Origin of the sequence: Nostoc sp. (genome assembly GCF_036918245.1) — a bacterium.
GTDB lineage: Bacteria > Cyanobacteriota > Cyanobacteriia > Cyanobacteriales > Nostocaceae > Nostoc.
Map to the genome: position 1 here is coordinate 40096 of NZ_JBALEF010000036.1, position 20754 is coordinate 60849.

General features: G+C 42.3%; 18 protein-coding genes. 4 read left to right on the forward strand and 14 right to left on the reverse strand.

From position 1 onward, the window contains the following. The first annotated feature begins 21 nt into the window (after positions 1-21). The gene (locus V7L12_RS07755) at positions 22-528 is read left to right on the forward strand and encodes a DUF192 domain-containing protein (RefSeq protein WP_335083583.1); all 507 of its coding nucleotides are present in this window, start codon (positions 22-24) and stop codon (positions 526-528) included. A 510-nt stretch (positions 529-1038) separates the two neighbouring features. Next, positions 1039-1266: a DUF2949 domain-containing protein gene (locus tag V7L12_RS07760; protein WP_292719964.1), complete on the forward strand. Its 228-nt coding sequence runs from the start codon at positions 1039-1041 to the stop codon at positions 1264-1266. A gap of 365 nt (positions 1267-1631) precedes the next feature. Here the strand turns inward: V7L12_RS07760 and V7L12_RS07765 are convergent, their stop codons facing one another. The 4 genes from V7L12_RS07765 to leuS all read right to left on the reverse strand — a co-directional run bounded on the left by V7L12_RS07765 (position 1632) and on the right by leuS (position 7464). After that, entirely contained in the window at positions 1632-2786 is a 1155-nt protein-coding gene (locus V7L12_RS07765; protein ID WP_335083585.1) for a pyridoxal-phosphate-dependent aminotransferase family protein, read from the reverse strand. 1300 nt (positions 2787-4086) lie between these two features. Then, positions 4087-4338, reverse strand: a complete 252-nt coding sequence (locus tag V7L12_RS07770; protein ID WP_335083587.1) for a DUF5615 family PIN-like protein — start codon at positions 4336-4338, stop codon at positions 4087-4089. Positions 4339-4341: 3 nt separating this feature from the next. Further along, on the reverse strand, positions 4342-4668 hold the full coding sequence (locus V7L12_RS07775; RefSeq protein ID WP_335083589.1) for a DUF433 domain-containing protein: 327 nt from the start codon (positions 4666-4668) through the stop codon (positions 4342-4344). 174 nt (positions 4669-4842) lie between these two features. Next, on the reverse strand, positions 4843-7464 hold the full coding sequence (gene leuS, locus V7L12_RS07780) for a leucine--tRNA ligase (RefSeq protein WP_335083591.1): 2622 nt from the start codon (positions 7462-7464) through the stop codon (positions 4843-4845). Positions 7465-7656: 192 nt separating this feature from the next. Between leuS and V7L12_RS07785 the strand changes: the two genes are divergently transcribed. Further along, entirely contained in the window at positions 7657-8112 is a 456-nt protein-coding gene (locus V7L12_RS07785) for a gamma-glutamylcyclotransferase family protein (RefSeq protein WP_335083593.1), read from the forward strand. Between the two features lie 16 nt (positions 8113-8128). On the opposite strand, the gene V7L12_RS07790 is transcribed toward V7L12_RS07785, so the two are convergent. Together V7L12_RS07790 and V7L12_RS07795 are read right to left on the reverse strand one after the other, a co-directional pair. Further along, on the reverse strand, positions 8129-8743 hold the full coding sequence (locus V7L12_RS07790; RefSeq protein ID WP_335083595.1) for an anti-sigma factor family protein: 615 nt from the start codon (positions 8741-8743) through the stop codon (positions 8129-8131). A gap of 157 nt (positions 8744-8900) precedes the next feature. Next, positions 8901-9557, reverse strand: coding sequence for a sigma-70 family RNA polymerase sigma factor (locus V7L12_RS07795; RefSeq protein ID WP_094352725.1), 657 nt, complete (start codon positions 9555-9557; stop codon positions 8901-8903). 797 nt (positions 9558-10354) lie between these two features. Between V7L12_RS07795 and V7L12_RS07800 the strand changes: the two genes are divergently transcribed. After that, positions 10355-11308 carry a L,D-transpeptidase gene (locus V7L12_RS07800; protein WP_442947875.1) on the forward strand — a complete coding sequence of 318 codons (954 nt, stop codon included), beginning with the start codon at positions 10355-10357 and terminating at the stop codon, positions 11306-11308. A 69-nt stretch (positions 11309-11377) separates the two neighbouring features. Here the strand turns inward: V7L12_RS07800 and V7L12_RS07805 are convergent, their stop codons facing one another. The 8 genes from V7L12_RS07805 to V7L12_RS07840 all read right to left on the reverse strand — a co-directional run bounded on the left by V7L12_RS07805 (position 11378) and on the right by V7L12_RS07840 (position 20692). Then, on the reverse strand, positions 11378-11917 hold the full coding sequence (locus tag V7L12_RS07805; RefSeq protein ID WP_190909652.1) for a late competence development ComFB family protein: 540 nt from the start codon (positions 11915-11917) through the stop codon (positions 11378-11380). Positions 11918-12038: 121 nt separating this feature from the next. Next, positions 12039-12974, reverse strand: a complete 936-nt coding sequence (locus tag V7L12_RS07810) for a M23 family metallopeptidase (RefSeq protein WP_335083600.1) — start codon at positions 12972-12974, stop codon at positions 12039-12041. Between the two features lie 521 nt (positions 12975-13495). Continuing rightward, positions 13496-14194: a DevA family ABC transporter ATP-binding protein gene (locus V7L12_RS07815; protein WP_335083602.1), complete on the reverse strand. Its 699-nt coding sequence runs from the start codon at positions 14192-14194 to the stop codon at positions 13496-13498. An 88-nt stretch (positions 14195-14282) separates the two neighbouring features. Next, entirely contained in the window at positions 14283-15455 is a 1173-nt protein-coding gene (gene devC, locus V7L12_RS07820) for an ABC transporter permease DevC (protein WP_335083604.1), read from the reverse strand. Between the two features lie 97 nt (positions 15456-15552). Next, positions 15553-16749: an ABC exporter membrane fusion protein gene (locus V7L12_RS07825; protein WP_442947878.1), complete on the reverse strand. Its 1197-nt coding sequence runs from the start codon at positions 16747-16749 to the stop codon at positions 15553-15555. Between the two features lie 691 nt (positions 16750-17440). After that, a complete protein-coding gene (locus V7L12_RS07830) occupies positions 17441-18139 on the reverse strand; it encodes a DevA family ABC transporter ATP-binding protein (RefSeq protein WP_335083608.1) in 699 nt (232 codons plus the stop codon). A 67-nt stretch (positions 18140-18206) separates the two neighbouring features. After that, positions 18207-19382, reverse strand: coding sequence for an ABC transporter permease DevC (devC, locus tag V7L12_RS07835; protein ID WP_335083610.1), 1176 nt, complete (start codon positions 19380-19382; stop codon positions 18207-18209). Next, entirely contained in the window at positions 19379-20692 is a 1314-nt protein-coding gene (locus V7L12_RS07840) for an HlyD family efflux transporter periplasmic adaptor subunit (RefSeq protein ID WP_335083611.1), read from the reverse strand. Before V7L12_RS07840 ends, devC (V7L12_RS07835) begins: the two co-directional genes overlap by 4 nt. Positions 20693-20754: the final 62 nt, after the last annotated feature.

Genomic DNA, 20754 nt, shown 5'->3' on the forward strand with positions numbered 1-20754 from the left:
TTAACAAAATTAAAAAGCTATATGACTCGTCGGCTAAGTTTGCTCTCGATAGTGCTGAGTATTTTTCTGATGGGTTGTTCTGTGCCAACAACAGCTAAATCTCCCAGCCTCATCTCTGGTTCTGAAACTTCAGCACCAGAGAGTTTAGGTCAAAAACTACCAATTTCTGCTAAAGCTATTGTGCCTAATGGTACAACGATTCAATTAGAGGTAGCGCAGACGCCACAACAGCAAGCGATGGGGTTGATGTATCGACCAGCTTTGCCAGATGACCGGGGGATGCTATTTGGGTTCCCTTCAGCACAACCAGTTAGTTTCTGGATGAAGAATGTACCTGTACCCCTGGACATGGTATTTCTACATAAAGGTATAGTTAAATATATTCAAGTTGCTGCACCTCCTTGTGCAAGTGAGCCTTGTCCTACCTATGGCCCAAATACACCAATTGATAAGGTGATTGAACTTCGTTCTGGAAGAGCTGCCGAATTGAAGTTGAAAGTGGGCGATATTCTCAAAATAGAGTTTTGAAACTCCGGTGCTTTGCGGGGATAAAAACTTGGGTAATTACTCGGTTGAGAGCCTATACGGTCGAAATATATGTTGTTTCTGTAAAAAATGTCACTTTATGTGGTCAAACAGCACTTGTAACGCTACTATTTAAAAACTGTGGTAATAATGTAAAATTCTACTGTCTCAAACCTGAAATCGCAGTCTTCAGGTTTGGTCTCAAAAATATTCCCTTGGGCGCAAGTGTAAATAGTCGCCAATAAGAGAGTATAGGCTATGGAATCTTTATTACTACCTGTGTAATTAAATAAAAGACAAAGGTAAATAAGATGAAGCCAATTTAATTAAGTAAAAATACTGCTTAATAAGCTAGCAGATGATTTGTATGAGAATTTTTATTTCTCAGACCTTCTATGGGAAGCCTCTGTTGAAGGCAGATTAACAAAAACTGTGCTGGGGTGTATGGCCGATAACGGCACAGTGACAGATGAAATACTGGCTACTGTCTACCAAGTAATGATGAACTGATATATGACAATACATTCTGCACAAGGAGGTGAGATACAGATGTCACCATCAAAATATTCTCGACTGATTAATTTTTTGCAAGAAGATTTGGCAATTTCTACAGCATCACTAGCGGTGGCGCTTCGGCATCGGGAGCAAGACCCAGGCCCTTTGGCAATGATTCTTTGGCAATATGGGTTAATTACTCTAGAGCAATTAGAACAAATTTATGATTGGCTAGAGACGGCGTAGATTATACCAATTTTGGATTGTAGTTTTTAGACTTTGGTTTAAAAGTTTCTACCAAATGCATATTAGCAGAATCTCAAAGAATACTATTGATGCCAATTTTGTATGATACTAAGTTGATGCCAATTTTGTATGATACTAAGTTGCCAAAGTTAGTCTTGTTTGGTGTCAAAGATATAGTACGACTTTCTTCAAAGCAAATAATACTATCTAGGGCAACTTGGTGTCATTTAGGAAGATTGAGGTATGTCACATCAACTCTACCTGATGCAAAGATTGATATATAGCTCTCTTGACTGACGGTTTTTACTGTATATATAAATTAAAAGAGCGAGTTGATAATTTAACTCGCTGTTTTGATTTATTACTCAGGACTGACTAAACACTTTAACTGCTGCTGCTATACCAGAACCAGGGGTGAAATCTTCGTAGCCAAGTTCTGTTAGGGTAACTTCTAAGGATGCTATACAGCTAAGAATATCGCGATCGCTCACAAAACCCAAATGACCAATACGGAAAATTTTATTGCTCAAATGATCTTGACCACCAGCGAGGGCAATATCAAAGCGTTTTTTCATCAATGACCGAATTTTATCCGGTTCAATTCCTTGTGGTGCTACAGCTGTAATCGCCGGACTAGCGGAATTATCTGCTGCAAGCAGGGGTAAATTTAACCCTTTAATGGCGGCGCGGGTAGCATTTTTGAGCCGTTCATGTCGAGCAAATATTGATTCTAAGCCTTCTTCTTTCATGATTCGTAACGTGGTGTGTAACGCTACGATCAAGTTCACAGGCGGAGTAAATGGAGTTGTATTTTTGGCTGTGGCTTTACGATATTTGCCTAAGTCCAAATAATATTTCGGTAGCTTCGCAGTTTTATAAGCTTCCCAAGCTTTGGGACTGACAGAAACAAAACCCAATCCTGGTGGAATCATATAACCTTTTTGGGAACCAGAGGCGACTATATCCAAACCCCAAGCATCCACAGGTAGATTGAACGCACCCAAGCTCGTGACGGCATCAACGATAATTAAAGCTTCACCGTGTTCTTTAACGTGGCGGTTGATGGTTTCTAGGTCATTCAACACACCCGTCGAGGTTTCACTGTGGGTAATGATTACAGCTTTAATTTGCTTTTGAGTATCTGCTTGGAGTTTTTCGGCAAATACTGCGGGGTCTAAGGGTTTTCCCCATTCCACCTTAACTTCTTCTACATTCAAACCGTAGGCTTGACCAACTTCTACCCAGCGTTCGCCAAATTTACCATTAGAGCCAACTAAAATGCGATCGCCTGGAGAGAGAAAATTAATTATTCCCGCTTCTACAGCACCCGTACCACTGACATTCAGCATCAGCACATCACTTTGAGTTTGGTGCAGCCACTTGAGGTTTTCTGTCACCTCTGCCAATATGTTGCTAAATTCACTAGTACGGTGCCCAATCGGATGCTTGGCTAATGCCAGTAAGGCAGTTTCTGGCACCGGTGTAGGGCCTGGAATCATCAGCATCAGCTTATCGTTCATGTGTCTATCCTAAAAGTCAAATAAAAGTCAAAATTGTGGGAAGTTGGTTAAGTCTGATAGTAAATCCTAGATATTCATCTACAAATTCTACTCAGATCGTCACCAGCCTTGTTGTATATTTTCCAAATTCATAGGAAAAGTATCGTGGGAGTTAATGATCGGTCAGCTTGACCTTTGCAATTTATACCAGACTCCAACTCAGATCAAACCTTTGTTCCAGGCAATCTTACCACACACCTAGACGCCAGGTTAAGGTGTCTGCTCGTAGGCGAACGGCTATTTTAGCCAAGGATGAAACATCTATGTAGATGAAGCATAGGTACAATAAATTCTTAAATCTACCCATAATCCACCTCAGTTGTTTTTATAGAAAAACGCAAAATCGTTTTGAATATCGCGGTAATTGTCGGTGAAAAAGTTGTGTTTTGCTTCCACGAAAGAAGTAACCCCCTACACTATACGGAAGACTTGGATGTCACCGTTTGCTAAGAGATAGAAGATACCCAACCCAAACTTTTCAATCTATTTGGGTCAAAGATTTGTTCTTGGGTTGCCATTCTCTAAAAAATACCTTCATCTATGATTTATTTGAGTCAAAATCGCTTCGATAGCAATATCCAAGCCTTTTCTGGATTATTTGATAGCGACTAATTTAATGCAGAAGTTGAGATATCTATGCTACTAATTGCTGCACTTTTAGATACTGCACTTAGTGCTAGGGGATGCCGACGGCGGGCGCTAATAAACTATAAGTTTTTATACTATACTTACAAAATTGCTACAATCGTGCTTAGTCTCCTTAGTTACTATTCACGGTGAGTCGTTTTTAACTAGTGTTCAGTTCATAAACTGTCACTCACTAGATCCCCGGTCTTCTTGCAAAAGAGATATTCTTAGTTAGTGCAAGGAGTGATACCATTTCACCACATGTTTGTTACAAGTTATCCTCGTAATACTTCCTCCTCAGGGAGTGTTGCAGATTTCAAATGTTGCATCAAACGAGTGAGTTGGTATAAGCTTTTACGGAAAAGCGCTTGGGTGAGCAAAACTCTCAAGCGCTTTTTTGTGTATAAATAAAACAGTCCAACTCTCTGGACGATCAGATAGATGTTTTTAAATACACATACACCAGAGAGGTCAACTACTGATAAAAAAGTTGTTGCAACATATACTTGACGACTTTAGCATTTGCGCGTTCCACCAAAACTTTTTTAAGTGACTGGACGTACCACACGAATTAGTTTTCCTTGCAACGGTTCTTCTGCTGCCACAATCTCATCTATCCGTGCTGCAAATGTTATCAATTACGATTGTTCGTGCAAACAATAATACCGAAGTGGTTAGAATCACGACGACCCGAACGGATAAAATCAACTCTGTTGATAGTTAATATTGAGCGTTCTTGACTTATGGCAAATGCTAGCACTTCCTCATCAGCTATACCTTGGTCTGCATTTTCTGCTTCTTGAACTGTCAAAACATCATGTCCCAAAGCCCGTAAGAATTCCACAATTGGAAATAGAAACTGCTCATCTGCATAAAATCGTGCCATCGATTAGGCAACTTCATTACGCTCAATTGCCAATTCGATTTCATTGAGATGAGCTTCTGCATATACCCAAGCATTAGCTAAATCTGTAACTGTAATGGTTGGATAGCTCGTCAAAAGGTCAGCATCACTATATCCAAGATGACGAGCTTCCACAAGTACCCAAACGGTAATACGAGTTTTAGCGATGCGAGGCTCTCCACCACAGACTCTAGGAGTTTTTTCAATTCCTTGCCAATTGTTACCAAGACTTTGAGCAAGTAAATATATAGCCTGCAATTTTTCATCGGAAGTGAGAGTAAGAAGTTGTTGTTTTAACTCTTTGAGTGTCACAGATGTAAATCCTCTGATGTTTTGTCAGGCTACATTTACAATTTTATCGATTCTAAATACAACATTTCATTAATTCGTAGCGAATTATCTGCGCCCCTACCCTGCAAAAAGGCGAAGCGCATCTGCGTTTAAATTTAAACCCTCAATTCGCCACAATTTTATGCAAAGCTGTACTTAGGTAACTACAAAATTCACCAACTTTCCAGGCACTACAATTACCTTTTTAATCTCTTTACCTTCGATGTAACGCTGGGCAATTTCTGATTCACGGGCATATTTCTCCAACGCGGCTTTATCTGCTTGTGCTGGTACTTGAATTGAGCCGCGAGTTTTACCCATAACTTGAATCACTAAAGTGATTTCATCAGCTACCAAAGCAGCCGGGTCAAATGATGGCCAAGTTTGAGTGTGAACTGAATCACTTTCACCCAATAAATGCCACAATTCATCAGCAATATGTGGTGCAAATGGTGCTAGTAAAACCACCAAAGTCCGAATACCTTCTGCGTAAATTGATGAACTTTTGCCGTCAGCATCAGTTAAGGCATTACTCAATTTCATCAATTCTGAAATAGCTGTGTTGAATTGATATTCGTTTTCTACGTCTTCTGTCACCGCTTGAATAGCCGTATGAATTGCCCGCCGCAACTCCTTTTCTGCTTTAGTTAAATCAGAGAGTTGAGCTTTTTTACGGGATACCCCAGCCGCAATATAATCTGTCACCAAACGCCAAACCCGATTTAAAAAGCGGAATTGTCCTTCCACATCGGCTTCATCCCATTCCAAATCTTTTTCTGGCGGCGCTTTGAACAAGATAAACATCCGCGCTGTATCTACACCGTATTTGGAAATTACATCTTCTGGCGCTACACCGTTGCCCTTTGATTTAGACATGGTGGCATAGAGACGTTGCAACGGTTCACCTGTCTGGGGGTCACGCGGATCAGCTGAATTTACCAGATTAGAAGGAATCCATTTATCTTTACCACCCTTATTAGGATTTAGGTAAGTTAAACCCTGCACCATACCTTGAGTTAACAAGCGTTGGAAAGGTTCATCAAAATTTAACAAGCCTCTGTCCCGCAGAACCTTAGTAAAGAAGCGCGAATACAACAAATGTAAAATCGCGTGTTCAATCCCACCCACATACTGATCGACTGGCATCCAGTCATTGATTTTACCAGAATCGAAAACCTGTTGTTCATTCTTAGCGTCAGGGAAGCGCAAAAAATACCACGAGGAATCAATAAAAGTATCCATCGTGTCAGTTTCACGCTTTGCCAGAGTGCCACAAGTCGGACAAGGTACATTTACCCAGCTTGACAACTGAGTCAAAGGTGAACCGCCACGTCCAGTAAATTCCACCTCTTCCGGTAACTGTACGGGTAAATCTTTGGCAGGTACAGGAACTATCCCACAGTTGGGACAGTGAATTACAGGTATCGGTGCGCCCCAGTAACGCTGCCGCGAAATCAACCAATCCCGCAAGCGATATTGCACCCGCACTTTACCAAAACCTTGTTGTTCAGCGTATTGAATTATTGCTTGTTTAGCATCTGTGGAAGTCATACCAGTAAAAGCCCCAGAATTAATTAAAATTCCTGGTTCAGTGTATGCCTGGTTGTATTCAATTTGAATGAGTTGTGTGACTTCATCAATCTCTGATGTTGGCGTTAAGTCAAAACCTTCAACATCATCTGGGGAAACGATGACAAAATCAACTGGCAAATCGTAATTTTTGGCAAACTTAAAATCCCGGATATCGTGTGCTGGTACACCCATAACTGCTCCAGTACCATACTCATACAGTACATAGTCAGCAATCCAAATCGGCACTTCTTCCCCTGTAAATGGGTTAATTGCCTTACCACCTGTGGGGATACCCCGCTTCGGTTTATCTTCAGAGGTCCGTTCCAACTCACTTTGATGGGAGACTTCTTTAATAAAGGCTTCTACCGCCGCTTGTTGTTCTTTTGTAGTGACGCGCTTTGTTAAGGGATGTTCTGGTGCTAACACTAGGTAGCTGACACCATAAACTGTATCTGGGCGTGTGGTGTACACTCCGATTTTTTCATCTATCCCAATGATGGGAAATTCTAAGTAAGCGCCTGTAGATTTGCCAATCCAGTTTGCCTGCATCGATTTGACGCGTTCCGGCCAACCTGTCAATTGATGCAAGTCATTGAGTAATTCTTCGGCATAGTCGGTAATCTTGAAAAACCACTGGCGTAATAATTTGCGCTCAACTATTGCCCCACTCCGCCAAGAACGTCCTTCATTATCAACTTGCTCATTTGCTAGTACAGTTTGATCGATAGGATCCCAGTTTACTGCTGCTTCTTTTTGATAAGCTAACCCTGCTTGCAAAAACTGCAAGAAAATCCATTGTGTCCACTTGTAATAATCTGGTGAACAGGTAGCAAGTTCGCATTCCCAATCAATGGATAAACCAAGACGCTGCAATTGTTGCCGCATCTGAGCCATATTCTGATAAGTCCACTTTGCTGGTGCTACACCACGGTCAATGGCAGCGTTTTCTGCTGGCAAGCCAAAGGCATCCCAACCCATTGGGTGTATTACCCGATACCCTTGCATTCGCTTGAGGCGGGCAATCACATCAGTAATCGTATAATTACGGACGTGACCCATGTGTAGGCTACCTGATGGATAAGGGAACATGGAAAGAGCGTAGAATTTTGGCTTGTTGCTAACTGTCGGTGTCTTATCTAAGCCAAGTTCTACCCATGTTTTTTGCCATTTTTCCTCAATTGCTGCTGGGTTATATCGGGAATCCACCAAAAATTCTCCTACTGGGTCTAAGTCTATTTACTATGTCAACCACCTATGTCAACATAGCAGGTTAATCTAAATATTGTAGGTCAACTACTCATAGATTTATATATATATCAGTGCGCTTGAGGAGCAGCCTGATTATGCTCAAACTGCGACCCTTTCAGATATCACAAGAGTTATTTGATGAAGGTTTAAATGGTTGAATCAAATATAAAGTTTTCTGATTTGGTGAGGGTTTTTGTCTACGGCACGCTCAAACCAGGTGAAGCTAACTATAAAAGATACTGTAGTGGCAAAGTAGTTGATGTCAAAATAGCTCTTGTACAAGGCAAATTATTTGCTCTGCCAATGGGCTACCCAGCGATGACGCTAGGGGATAGCCAAGTTTACGGATATTTACTCTCTTTTTCCAACCCAAAGATTTTAAATGAGCTAGATGTGCTGGAAGATTACCAGCCCAATAGACAAACGCCAGAAAACCTCTATAATCGACAAATTATCGAGGTTTATGAGCCACAGTGGCTCTCTCTGGGTTGGGCTTGGGTTTATTTAATGACTTTAGAGAAAGTTGATCAATTAGGAGGCTTCCTCCAACCTGGGGGCTGGTGGAGCGGCTGTGGTTTAACCCCAAAGTACAGTTATGATCTGTAAACTGTTAACTTTGCGATTAGTTTATGTCCTGTTTCGGGTCATGTCGTTGCGGCTGTACCTGATAAATTGAATTTTCTGGAGAGGCTACTGCTGCTTTCGGAATTTCAATTACCGGGTTATTTAGTCCCACCATCAGCGGCGAAGGGGGAACTATAGACGCTGAGGACGTTTGTATAGGTTCTCTTTGTGGTCGTTGTGCCAGTTGCGGCACCATCGAACCACCACCTACTAAGCTAGATACTGCACCGATCGCGCAAGCGGCAACGGCCGCCGCTCCCACCATCCAGTTTGAACGGGAGCGGCAGCGCAAACGTGTCAAAACTTGTTGAACTGTTTCTTCTGGCGACTGTTGGGCTGCTGGCACTGGGAGCGTCCGCAAGCCTTGGCGCAGCTTTAACAATCGGGCATACAAACATTGAACTGAGGCATCATTTGCCAGCCATTCTTCTACTTGCTTGCGTTCGGTGGCTGTGACTTCACCATCGAGATAAGCACTCAATAACTCGAAGCGATCGCGCTTCACCATATCCATAAGACCCGTTGATTCATTGGTATGCTTGGCCATTCCATCTGACAAATCTTGAGAAAGTTGCAAAGGAGAACGGTCGTAAAACTGAGAATCAGTAGTCATCTTAACATTATTACCAATTCATACACGGGTAAACTGGGCGGGAATTTCCGGAAAATTAGCCAATTTTCCTGCTAAAGGCAGAAACTATCTATGTCTTTCTAGTAATTCTTAATCTATGCTTAAATTATACCCAATGCCAGAGGCAAGATACTGTAAATTAGGAGTCTAGATAATTCTGCAAGTGGGCTTGCAACCTCGATCTAGCTCTGGCTATTCTTGACTTCACAGTTCCTAGAGAAACTCCAGTGATTTCGGCAATTTCTTCATAAGCCATGCCTTCGATTTCTCTAAGGACAATGGTAGTACGAAAAACTTCTGGTAAATCCGCGATCGCTTCCCGCAATTGCTCGTAAAACTCTCTAGTTGTCAGTTCTTCCTCAGGACCTGGGGTATCGCCAGCGATTTCCCAATCCATCTCGCCGTCCTCTAAGGAACGGGGAGCATCCAGTGACAAAGGACTCATAACCCGCTTGCGTTTCCGTAACTCGTCGTAAAACAAGTTCGTGGCAATGCGGCTTAACCAGCCCCGAAATTTAGCAGGCTCTTGTAATCGGTTAATATTCCGATACACTCGAATCCAAACTTCTTGAGCCAAATCGGCTCTGTCGGGCCAATCTGGAGCCAAGTGGTATAGAACTCGATCGACCTGACTTTGATAGCGGCGTAATAGTTCCGCAAAAGCAGCACGATCTGGTCGCAGTCCGGCTTGACAGCGCAAAATTAAATCGTGGTTAGGGAGTTTGTCAACTTGCACTGATGCTTCTGGATACTTTGCATCAACCGTTGACCAGGATACAGTAATCGATTGACTCATAGATCGTACTGGCTCTAAATCATCCCTATCTATTAGACCTGCTAATGAGACAGAAGTTCCATGCTCAGGTGACGGATTTATGACTGGAACACTGAAGCAGACAATTTTGGATACATTTATAGCAATAAGCAGAGCCACTTTTCCTTATACTGCTCCCATAGTCGCCTAAGACCCATCAACGAACAAAGGCGCGACACTATGCACATTTTAGTACTTTTAGCAACTGGGTATATACGCTTGATCAAAATAATTAAATTTGGCTATAAAAATGAAGATAAAATTTTGTAATTCTAACTTCTTGATACCTTTAAAATTCGGGTAATAATTTCTGGAAGTTAGGTTGCTGTGGTTGCTAAGATGGTGATTTAATTTTTTGATTTCGTTACCAGAATAGTTGCGGATTGTTCTGGTTGTGGCCCGAAGGCAGCACTAGAGTTATGTTGCTCTGGTACGCGAACTTGAAAAAAGAAATTGAGGGAAAATGTAATTGTGACCGCTAGCAATAGTTTTTCAAACATGGTTTTTCATCCACCTACACCATTAATGATTGATTGCTACATTTCAAGAGTTCCACCAAAAAGTCCGAGGAGAGGCTTACGATCCTCAGAACTTTTGAGGAATGAGGTTGCTCACTTGGAATTTTGCCGCTGGGACAATTTGCATAGTCTTAGTTTGCCCAGAGGTGTTGGCAGATTTACAGCAGAAATGATAAGTATTGATAAATTTTTGATAATCGGATGATGAACTCATCCAATTGCTCGGCTGGATATGTCAGGGATAAACAATAGGCGATGGCAATGGTAAGAAACGAATCTGTAGGGCGTATGGTAATGCTGCTTTGTTTTGGCACAGCATTTTTATCCTTAGCTGTCCATTGGCGCATTAGTACGGCGGAACGGCAGTATGAGAAGTCTGCATCTACTTCGATGCGGCGAGATTCTACCCGAACCAATCTTAAGGGAAGCCGGCCAGAGGGAGTCTACAAGAATCTTTCCCAAGTGAGTTTGGGGGAAATTGCGCTGGGTGGATCTGTGCCACTTGATGAAGTTACCCAAGGCTCGACTGCCCAGAGGACGTTTACACCAAAGTCCTCTGCTATTAAACCTAAAACTAAATCAAAAATAATTAAGAAGAATCTAGCTAAAACAACTACTCGTAGGGCTTCTCTCAAGCCTTCTACGATTAAGCCTCAAACTAAGCCCCAAATTATTAAGAATAATGTAGCTAAAGCAAGCGACCTACCAACTCAGACGCGGCTGGTGGCGCAAGTAGAAAGACAAAATCCAGTTGCGGATAGTTGGCCAAAAGGTCTGTGGTCTAAGGCTTCAGCCCAACAAATACCATCTAGTAGGCTGGCCAATGTCAAGACGCAAGTGGTGGTTGATTTAAGTGATCGCCGTACTTATGTATACGCAGGAGATGAGGTGATAGCTAGCTACCCGATTGCTGTCGGCAAGAAAGGTTGGGAAACGCCTACAGGTTCTTTCCAGGTGATCCACATGCGACACTATCCAATCTGGCGTCACCCGATTACTGGCAAAGTATTTGAGGCTGGTACGGATAGTCCCTTGGGAGATAGATGGATTGGTTTTTGGTCAGATGGACGGAATGAAATTGGCTTTCATGGTACGCCGGATATTGACCTGGTAGGAACGGCTGTATCGCACGGCTGCTTAAGAATGCGTAATTCTGATGTCCGATTGTTATATGAGCAAGTGAGTTTAGGGACAACAGTGTTAGTACGTGATTAATTAGTTAAGAGTCATTAGTCCTTTGTCATTTGTTTTAGACAAAGGACAAAGGACTAATGACTCTTAAAATTATAATTTTTGCTCAAAGTTAGGTGCGTATGTTTGGAGTAAAGCACTAACTTGGCGTACAACCTCATTACCAGTATTTTTACCCAAGGCTTGACGTTCTGGGAAGAAATTGGGTCGATCGAGGTAACGGTTAATCGCCTCACTTATTTGTTGAGAAATTAAGTCTTGCAGTTGTGCCTGAGCTGTTTGGCGCTGGAAGTTAGCACCCTCTTCTGTAGTAGCATACAAAGGTGGTAGACGGTTGAGAGCGTAAGCGGCAATATCCCCGACATCTAAAGAACTTTCGCTGGTGGCTTCAATTTCTGCGACTCGTGCGATCGCTTCTGTCAGCACCAATTCTTCCATAACGTTAATGAATTGTTTGCGAGGTACCGCCACTACCTCACCAGTCAATAGCGCACCCATTAGCCGATCCAACGCCATATACTCTTCAATTGAGAGTTCCGAGGCGTTATCACAGATTCTACCGACTTCTGCTTCCATTGCTGGTGTCAAATAACCATCCTGGAGAGCTTGTTCTACAATTTTTTCGATACTCATAACGCTTATCATCATTTATGTTAGCCAAGCAAGGTAGGGACGGTATCAATCCAATTTATTTTGCCTAATTATCAGCAAAAAATACACAAATTATGCAAAGACAAGATCAATTCTGCCTCTACTAGTTAACGACCTTAGTTCGCCAAGGTGTTGGATCAACAGATTGTCCGTTGACATACAGACCCCAGTGTAAATGTGGCCCCGTGGCTGCACCTGTTGAACCTACCGCACCAATTAGTTGACCAGCTTTTACAAAATCACCTTCTTTAACGTTAATACGACTTAGGTGCATGAAAATACTAGTTACTCCTTGACCGTGGTCAATGCCAACTACGTTACCGTGTATCCGAAACCCTTGGGATACCCTACCTACCAAAGCAACTCGCCCAGCGGCTGGGGCAATTACTGGTGAACCGGCAGCACCAGCGTAGTCGAGACCACGATGATAGTAGTCTTTTGCAAATGTACCATTATAGTAGCGACGTACACCATAGTTTGTACTCATCCGCCCTGCATTTGGCTTCAGAAATACTCCATTCCAATACTTTTCTGGTGTTTGTAGCGCCTTAAATGCTGCCACACGCTTCAGCTCATACTCTGTGGCATCCACTCCGGCTTTGCCAGGTGGCAAAGTAATACGTTGTACGAGGAATTTGCGATTAAGCACATTCACTGCCAAGTTTTTAACTTGACCATCCCCTGCAACCCGAAGTGTTCTAGTTCCAGCTTTTTCTAATGGAGTTGTGGGAACAAATGCCCGATACTGATTGGGTGCAATTTCAAAGGCTGGGTATGTATTCTTACCACTAGCTACTGTTGGATTTGTACGATTCTCTGGATTATCTAGATTAATCTCCACCGAGAGTGTATCCCCTAATTTAGGATTAGTTGGAATCACCTTTACTTGCAAAGCATCTACAGGCAATGCCAAGGCGATCGGGAGAACAGCAAATATTCCCTTTAACACATTTATTGCATGACAATTGACTGTCAAAGTTTTGACATCAAAATCGAGCAACTTTTTGTTTGAACTACTAGCACTATTCTCAATAATCATAAAACTACAAAAAATTCCTTGCTTGTATTGGAAAATAGATTAGCTTATTATCGCTAGTGTTTCCTGTTTGAAGCCAATGTTGTTGACAACCATAAATTTTTGGAAATTCTCCAGGTACTTATGGATTGCAAGGGCAAATCATTTTATCTGTAATTTTAGGAAATTGGTCTTAACTCTAATAACCAAGGTGTATGACATTGACAATGAGCATAAAATTTAACTGTGATTGCATAAATAATACTTGAAGGAAATCTTGTAATCAACTGGACACTTTTTCGACTGGACACTAATATCACATTGTTAGGTTAAAATCGGTATGGGGAAATTACTTAAACTAGGTAAGTAAGTCAGTGAGGATATATTAAACTATAGGACTAGTGGTAAATATTTTAAAATTTGTTGATAATAAGGCTTTAGTTGCCAAAAAACTATGATATTAAGGCAGAAATGTGAATGTGCCACGCCACACTTCAGATTTACTTTATAAATCAACTCTGAATGAAGGAATACGCTAATTAACTTTAGGCTAATAGTATTACTTTTGACTTGAGTTTGCCATCTTCCATCTGAACTATGCGATCGGCAATGTCTAGGATGCGGTTGTCATGAGTAACCATCAAAATGGTACAGCCTTGTTCTTTTGCTAGTTTTTGCATGAGATTGACTACATCTCGTCCCGATTGACTGTCAAGGGCGGCGGTGGGTTCATCCGCGAGGATTATTTGAGGATAACTGACTAAAGCACGAGCGATCGCTACTCGTTGTTTTTGTCCCCCAGACAGTTTATCAGGGTAATAATGCAAATGATTTCCTAATCCTACTTGCTCTAACATTTGGGCTGACCTAGCTTGCATTTTTTTTAACCCAAGATGTTTGTGCAATTCTAAAGCCATTTTGACGTTTTGGAGTGCCGTTAAACTACCATGCAAGTTATGTCCTTGGAAAATATAACCGTTATGGCGTCGTGCTTGCACTAGTTCTTCAGCACTAGCACCACAAAGTTCTCGTTCCAACACCTGCAAACTACCAGATTGGGCAGAACGCAACCCACCCACTAAGGTCAACAAGGTAGTCTTTCCAGAAGCAGAGGGCCCAGTCATGATAATAATTTCACCAGCGTTAATCTCTAAGTTGATATTACATAAAACTTGCTTGCGGAGTGAGCCGTGACCAAAGTGGTGGTCGAGATTCTGGATGGAGATGACGAGTTTGTTAATCATAAGTAGGTCGATTACTCGTGATGACTGTCATTTGTGCTTAGTCATTAGTTCTTTGTAGTAACAAATGACTAATGACAAAGGACTAGTTTCAGAACATATCAGCGGGATCGGTGGCTTGGAGTTTGCGGGTGGCGATCGCACCGGAAATTGTACACATAATGATGGTCAGTACTAACACCTGCAATGCCCGAATCGCAGTCATGTACATGGGCAAATTTGTAGCACTGCGAGTCAGTTGATAAAGTGCTAAGGACACTCCCAATCCAGGGAAGAAGCCCAGTGCTGCTAAAATCAACGATTCTTCAAGCACCACACCTAGCAAGTAGTAATTGCGATATCCCATTGCTTTGAAGGTGGCGTATTCTCGAACGTGGGCATTAACATCGTTAGAGAGGACTTGATAGACGATGATCACGCCCACCACAAACCCCATCGATACACCCAGGCTGAAAATAAACCCAATTGGGGAATTTGTTCTCCAAAAGTTATTTTCAAATTCAATAAATTCGGCGTGGGTTAATACTCTAACATCATCTCTGAGGTAGGCTTTGAGCATTGCTGCTACTTTTTTCGGTTCATAACCTGGTTTTAGAAGAATCAAACCTAGACTGACACTGCTGGACTGTCGCCCAGAAAATAGCCGCAAAAAATTTTGATCGCTGGTAATCAGGTTGCCATCAAAGCCAAAAGAAGCCCCGACTTGGAATAAGCCACTAATGGTAATTGTGCGCCGTTCTATTTCGGTAGTCAGGCTTTTACCTTGGTCAATTTGAGCGATCGCTTTTTGATAATCTCCTCTTGCACCACGATCGAACAAGACGGTATCCGGCATTTTGATCGCTTGCAATTGCTTGTTAACATCTGGTAAATCAAAGGCTGGTTTGTCTGGGTTAAAGCCGATAACTAACACCCCTGTCTCACGGTGTGTTTGGGGATTCTTCCAGATTGTGTTGTTGAAATACATTGGTTCCGCCGACTTCACCCCTGGTATATCCATTGCTTGGTAAAGTCGCCGCCGAGAAAATGTAGACAAGCTTGCTAAGTTACGGGCTTGGGGACTGGTTAAAACAATGTCTGCTTGCAAACTGCGATGTAGTCTGGTGTTACTGTCATACAGCGCAGTTTGAAAGCCTAGCTGCATGAACATCAGAAGATCCGCAAAGGCAATGCCTGATAATGCCACTAAAAGACGGCTTTTTTCATGATTCAGTTGCAGCCATCCTAGAGGTGTTCGCCGTTGCAGTTGTTTGAACAATCCCATAATTAGTTACTGGGGGAGGGGGAGCAGGGAAGCAGAGGGCAGGGAGCAGAGAGCAGGGGGAAAATTCCTTTCCTCTGCACCCTGCCCCATGCCCTTTTCACAATTCAATTACTGCCTTAACTTGCATATTGGTTAAGGTGGCGGCTTTTTGGCTGGAAGCTTCATCTAGTCGGATGTGGACTTCTACTACTCTGTTGTCGATATTGCTGACAGGATCTGTGTTAATCACATTCTGTCGTCGTACTTGCAAGCCTTTGCGATCTACGATTCCCTGCAATTCAATCGGGAGGTTATCACCAAAGATTCGCACTTGCTGCCGTGAATGCACTTTGCTGATATCGCTTTCATAGACTTCGGCGATGACATACATCTGGCTGGTTTGTCCAATATCTGCAATGCCATCATTTGATACTAATTCCCCAGGATGGGTATGGATCTCAAATACCTGTCCATTTTGGGGCGATCGCACTACAGCTTGTTCGAGATTAACTTTTGCCAGATTCATGGCTGCTACGGCACGATTGACTTCTGCTTGAGCAGATTCTACATCCACTCCGCGCACTTCAGCGATTTCATCGAGTGTTGCTGTGGCTTGTTTAACTTGTTGCTGACTAGTTGATTGGGTACGATTTAACTGTGCCTGGGCTTCTTGCAAGCTTTTTTGGGCGGTTTCCAAGTTTAAACGCTTACTATCCCGTTGGGAAGCGGAAATTGCGCCTTGTTGATATAGTTGCTGATAGCGTTCGTCTTCTGCTTGGGCGTTACGCACTTCGGCTTGAAATCGCTCAATTGTCGCTGCTTGGGCATTAATATCACCTTGTCGTTGGGCTTCTAGGCGGGCGATCGCAGCTTTTTGGGCGGCAATTTCACCGCGTTTAGCACCTGCTTGGGTACGGTTTAGGTTTGCCTGAGCTACTTTCACTTGTTCTTGCGCCTCTTTGAATGCTGCTTGAAGGCGATCGCGGCTGTTCAAAATTGCGATCGCTTGTCCTACTTTTACCCTATCCCCTTCGTTCACCAACAACTTTTCTACCCGACTTCCTTCCGCAGACACCGCAGCAGAGAGTTTAATGACCTTTCCCTGTGGTTCGAGTCGCCCTAAAGCTGTTACCGTTTTTAACTGTGGTAATTGTGTTACTGGTATTTGTGCTTCTGGATTTGCATAATTTTGCCAGCGTTTTACTATATAAAAACTTATTCCGCCAACCAATAAAGATGCAATTATACCTATAGCAACGGATGGACGCAGAATAGACTTAGGGAACGTTCTGTACCCTAGCTTTGAGTTTCGCACCATAGATTACCTCTTAACTAGTGGCGCAGAAAAAAGAACAGATTAGGCTTTTCTCCGTACTTGTTTGCTAATTCCTACTTCTTGAGTCAGTTATTGTTTATTTATCACTTCCAAGTCCATAACAAGATTGTAAATCGTTGACATTTTACTTAGATAAGGTCATTTAGATGGATAGGAAAATAACAAATCCTTCTAGTGATTGAGAAGTTGATTTTCCTAGTAACCTACCTTAGGTTTATGAAAGCACTCAGGTATAGTAAAGGGTTTCAAAAATACGGGTTGTAACAGCGCCAACAATCAGAATCAAATTAAGTAAATAAAATAAGTCTTTTTTTTCAAAATTATGAATAATTTTAATCAATGTCAACCTTTTATGATTAAGTTTATGTAACAAGTAGATCCGATCTATAATAGTAAATCTAAAAAAATAATTCTACTTATCTAAAAGTTAGAATTATTTCCACTTAGAAAGGATGATATTTTTATCGGATACTTTTAAAAATTAAAGAATATTTAAAATTTATCGTTTTTATACAATGCGGAGTAGTAAACTTAATCTTAAATCGGCGGTTATAAACTTATTAGGCATTTCCCAAAAATAATGTATAGACGTAGCATTGCTACGTCTATACAAGGATTATGAATAACGTATATTTAATTTCATTAGATATCTATTGGAAGACCTAACAGCTTAACTGACTGCAACAACAGCACGGTCATTTACTAACTTGCCATCTTCCATATAGACAATGCGATCGGCAATATCTAGAATGCGGTTGTCATGAGTAACCAAGAGAATAGTACAATCCTGCTCTTTAGCTAGTTTTTGCATCAGGTTGACCACATCTCGTCCCGATTTACTGTCAAGGGCGGCAGTAGGTTCATCTGCTAAGACTATTTTAGGACGACCAACCAATGCACGAGCGATCGCTACCCGTTGTTTTTGTCCCCCAGATAAATCATCAGGATAATAATTCAGGCGATCTCCTAATCCTACCTCCTCTAATATTTGGGCTGACCGAGTTTTCATTTCTGGCGGTGAAATATTATTATGTACTTCCAAGCCCATTCTGACGTTCTGGAGTGCTGTCAGGCTACCGTGCAAATTGTGCGCTTGGAAAATATAACCGTTACTGCGTCGCGCTTGGGTAAGTTGGGCTTTGTTAGCGCCACACAGTTCTTGTTCCAATATCTGCAAACTGCCAGATTGGGCAGAACGCAAGCCGCCGACTAAGGTGAGAAGTGTAGTTTTACCAGAACCAGAAGGCCCAGTCATGATAATAATTTCGCCAGCGTTAATATCCAAGTTGATATCAAAGAGAACTTGCTTGCGGAGTCCACCATGACCGAAGTAGTGGTCGAGATTTTTAACAGAGATGACAGAAGGCATACCAATTTTAAATTTTAGATTGTAAATTGTTAATTATCCCTATGCCCCATTTTCGATGCTCCATTTTCTAAAACATATCTGCGGGGTCGGCGGACTGTAATTTACGGGTGGCGATCGCACCAGAAATTATGCACATAATCATAGTCAGTGTTAATACCGTCAAGGCCCGTGCTACGGTCATGTAAACTGGCAAATTGGTGGCATTACGAGTTAAATGATAAAGTCCTAAAGGTGCGATCGCTCCTGGAATAAAACCTAAAATTGCCAAAATTATCGCCTCTTCAAACACCACACCTAATAAATAGAGATTGTTATACCCCATTGCTTTGAAAGTGGCGTATTCTTTGATATGGGAATTCACATCTGTAGAAAGAACTTGATAGACGATAATCACGCCCACCAAAAACCCCATTGTGACACCCAGGCTGAAGATAAATCCAATCGCTGTATTTGTTTGCCAGTAATTTATTTCAAATTCGAGAAATTCTGCTTTGGTTAAAACTTTAACATCATTATCTAAATGAGATTGTAAAGCTGTTTTCATCTGTTTTGGGTCATAGCCTGGTTGCAGCTGCACCAAACCGAGACTGACACTGCTGGCTTCTTGTCTGGGAAATAGTCGCAGAAAGTTCTGGTCGCTGGTAATTAAAGTACCATCGGCTATGAAGGAAGCCCCGACTGAAAATAAGCCGCTAACAGTAATTGTCCGCCGTTCTATTTCGGTTGTAACAGGTTTACCTTGGTCAATTTTGGCGAGTACTTCGTTGTAATCTCCTCTAGAGGCGCGATCGAACAGAACAGTATCTGGTAACTTAATAGCATCTATCTGGCGATTCACATCCGCTAAGTTCAACACTTGTTGATCGGGATTGAACCCCATAACTAATATTGTCGTTTTCTGATGTGTTTGGGGATTTTTCCAATCAACAATGTTGACATACATTCCTTCTGCCGACTTTACACCTGGTACATCCATTGCTTGATACAACCGCCGCCGCGTAAAACTAGACATATATGCTAGGTTACGTGCTTGGGGGCTGATCACAAACATATCAGCCTGCATACTGCGATGCAGCATTGTGTTACTTTCAAACAGGGCATTCTGAAACCCTAGCTGCATGAACATCAAAACATCGGCAAAGGCAATACCTGACAATGCCACCAAAAGACGACCTTTTTCATGACTCAGTTGCAGCCATCCTAAAGGCGTTCGCCGCCGCAGTTGCTGGATAAATCCAATCACAGTTCAATTACCGCCTTGACTTGTAAATTAGTTAAGTTAGAAGCATTTTGGCTGGATAGTTTATTTAGTTGCACATGCACTTCCACTACTCTGGCATCAATATTGCTAGAGGGGTCAGCATTGATCAGATTTTGCCGCTTTACCTGCATACCAATCCAATCCACTCTTCCCCCTAATTGATTGTGGAGGGAATCACTGCTTACCAGCACCGGTTGTCCCGGACGCACTCTCTTGATATCACTTTGGTAGACTTCTACTACTGCATACATCTGGTCGGTTTGACCTAGAGCCACAATTCCTTCATTGCCAACAGTTTCTCCGGCTCGTGTATTAATCTCCAAAATTCGACCGGCTTTAGGAGCCACAACGTATGCCTCTGCCAGTTCTGCTCTAATTTTCTCCACGGTGGCTTGAGCACTGTCTATCTCTGCCTGTGCATTTGCTATATCTGTGGGACGAACTTCAGTGGTTTGATTTAGGTTAGCTTTTGCTTCGTTAATCTGCTGTTGCAAGCTGGCGAGGGTTTGATCCTGGTTGGCTTTTGCTTCATTAAGCTGCTGTTGTAGGGTCGCTACAGTTCTTGTCTGGGTGGCTTGACTTTCAATTAAGGCTTGAGTAGAAGTTTCGGCGCTTAGGCGTCTTTTATCAACTTCTTCGCTAGAAATTGCTCCTGCTTTATATAAAGTCTCGTAGCGCTGTACGTCAGCTTGGGCATTACCTTTCTCGGCTGCTACGCGAGCCACTGTTGCTTGCAAGCTGCGTTGTTGCCCAAGGAGTTCTGCTTCTAGACGATTTATAGTGGCTTGCTGAGTTTTAATGTTTCCTTCTAGTTCTACTTGTACACGATTCACCGTAGCTTGACGCGCTCCAATTTCTCCCTGTTTAGCTCCAGCTTTTACCTGGTTAAGGCGGGATTTGGCAACTTGAACTTGTTTTTGTGCTTCACTTAAAGTAGCTTGTAGGCGAGCGCGGTTGTCCATAATCGCAACTACTTGCCCAGCTTTGACGCGATCGCCTTCTTTCACCAATAGTTGCTCCACCCGATTTCCTTCACCATTTGAAGAAGGCGCTGACAGTTTTATTACCTCTCCCTTTGGTTCCAACCGCCCTAATGCTGTTACTGTTTTTACCACAGGCTGAACTGCTACTGGTGCTTTTTGCTTTTCATTAGTAGTTGCAGCTTGAAGCTTCATCACTGTATAAACACTGATTCCACCTATTGCTAGAGATGCAATTATTGCAAGTAAAAGAGGCGATCGCAAAAGATTCTGAGAAGACCTTAAACCCTCTGAATTCCTGTTTTGCTCCATACTATTTTCCCCTGACCACCAGTAGCAACTTGTACTAAACTGTACAGTTAAATTTATGCTAA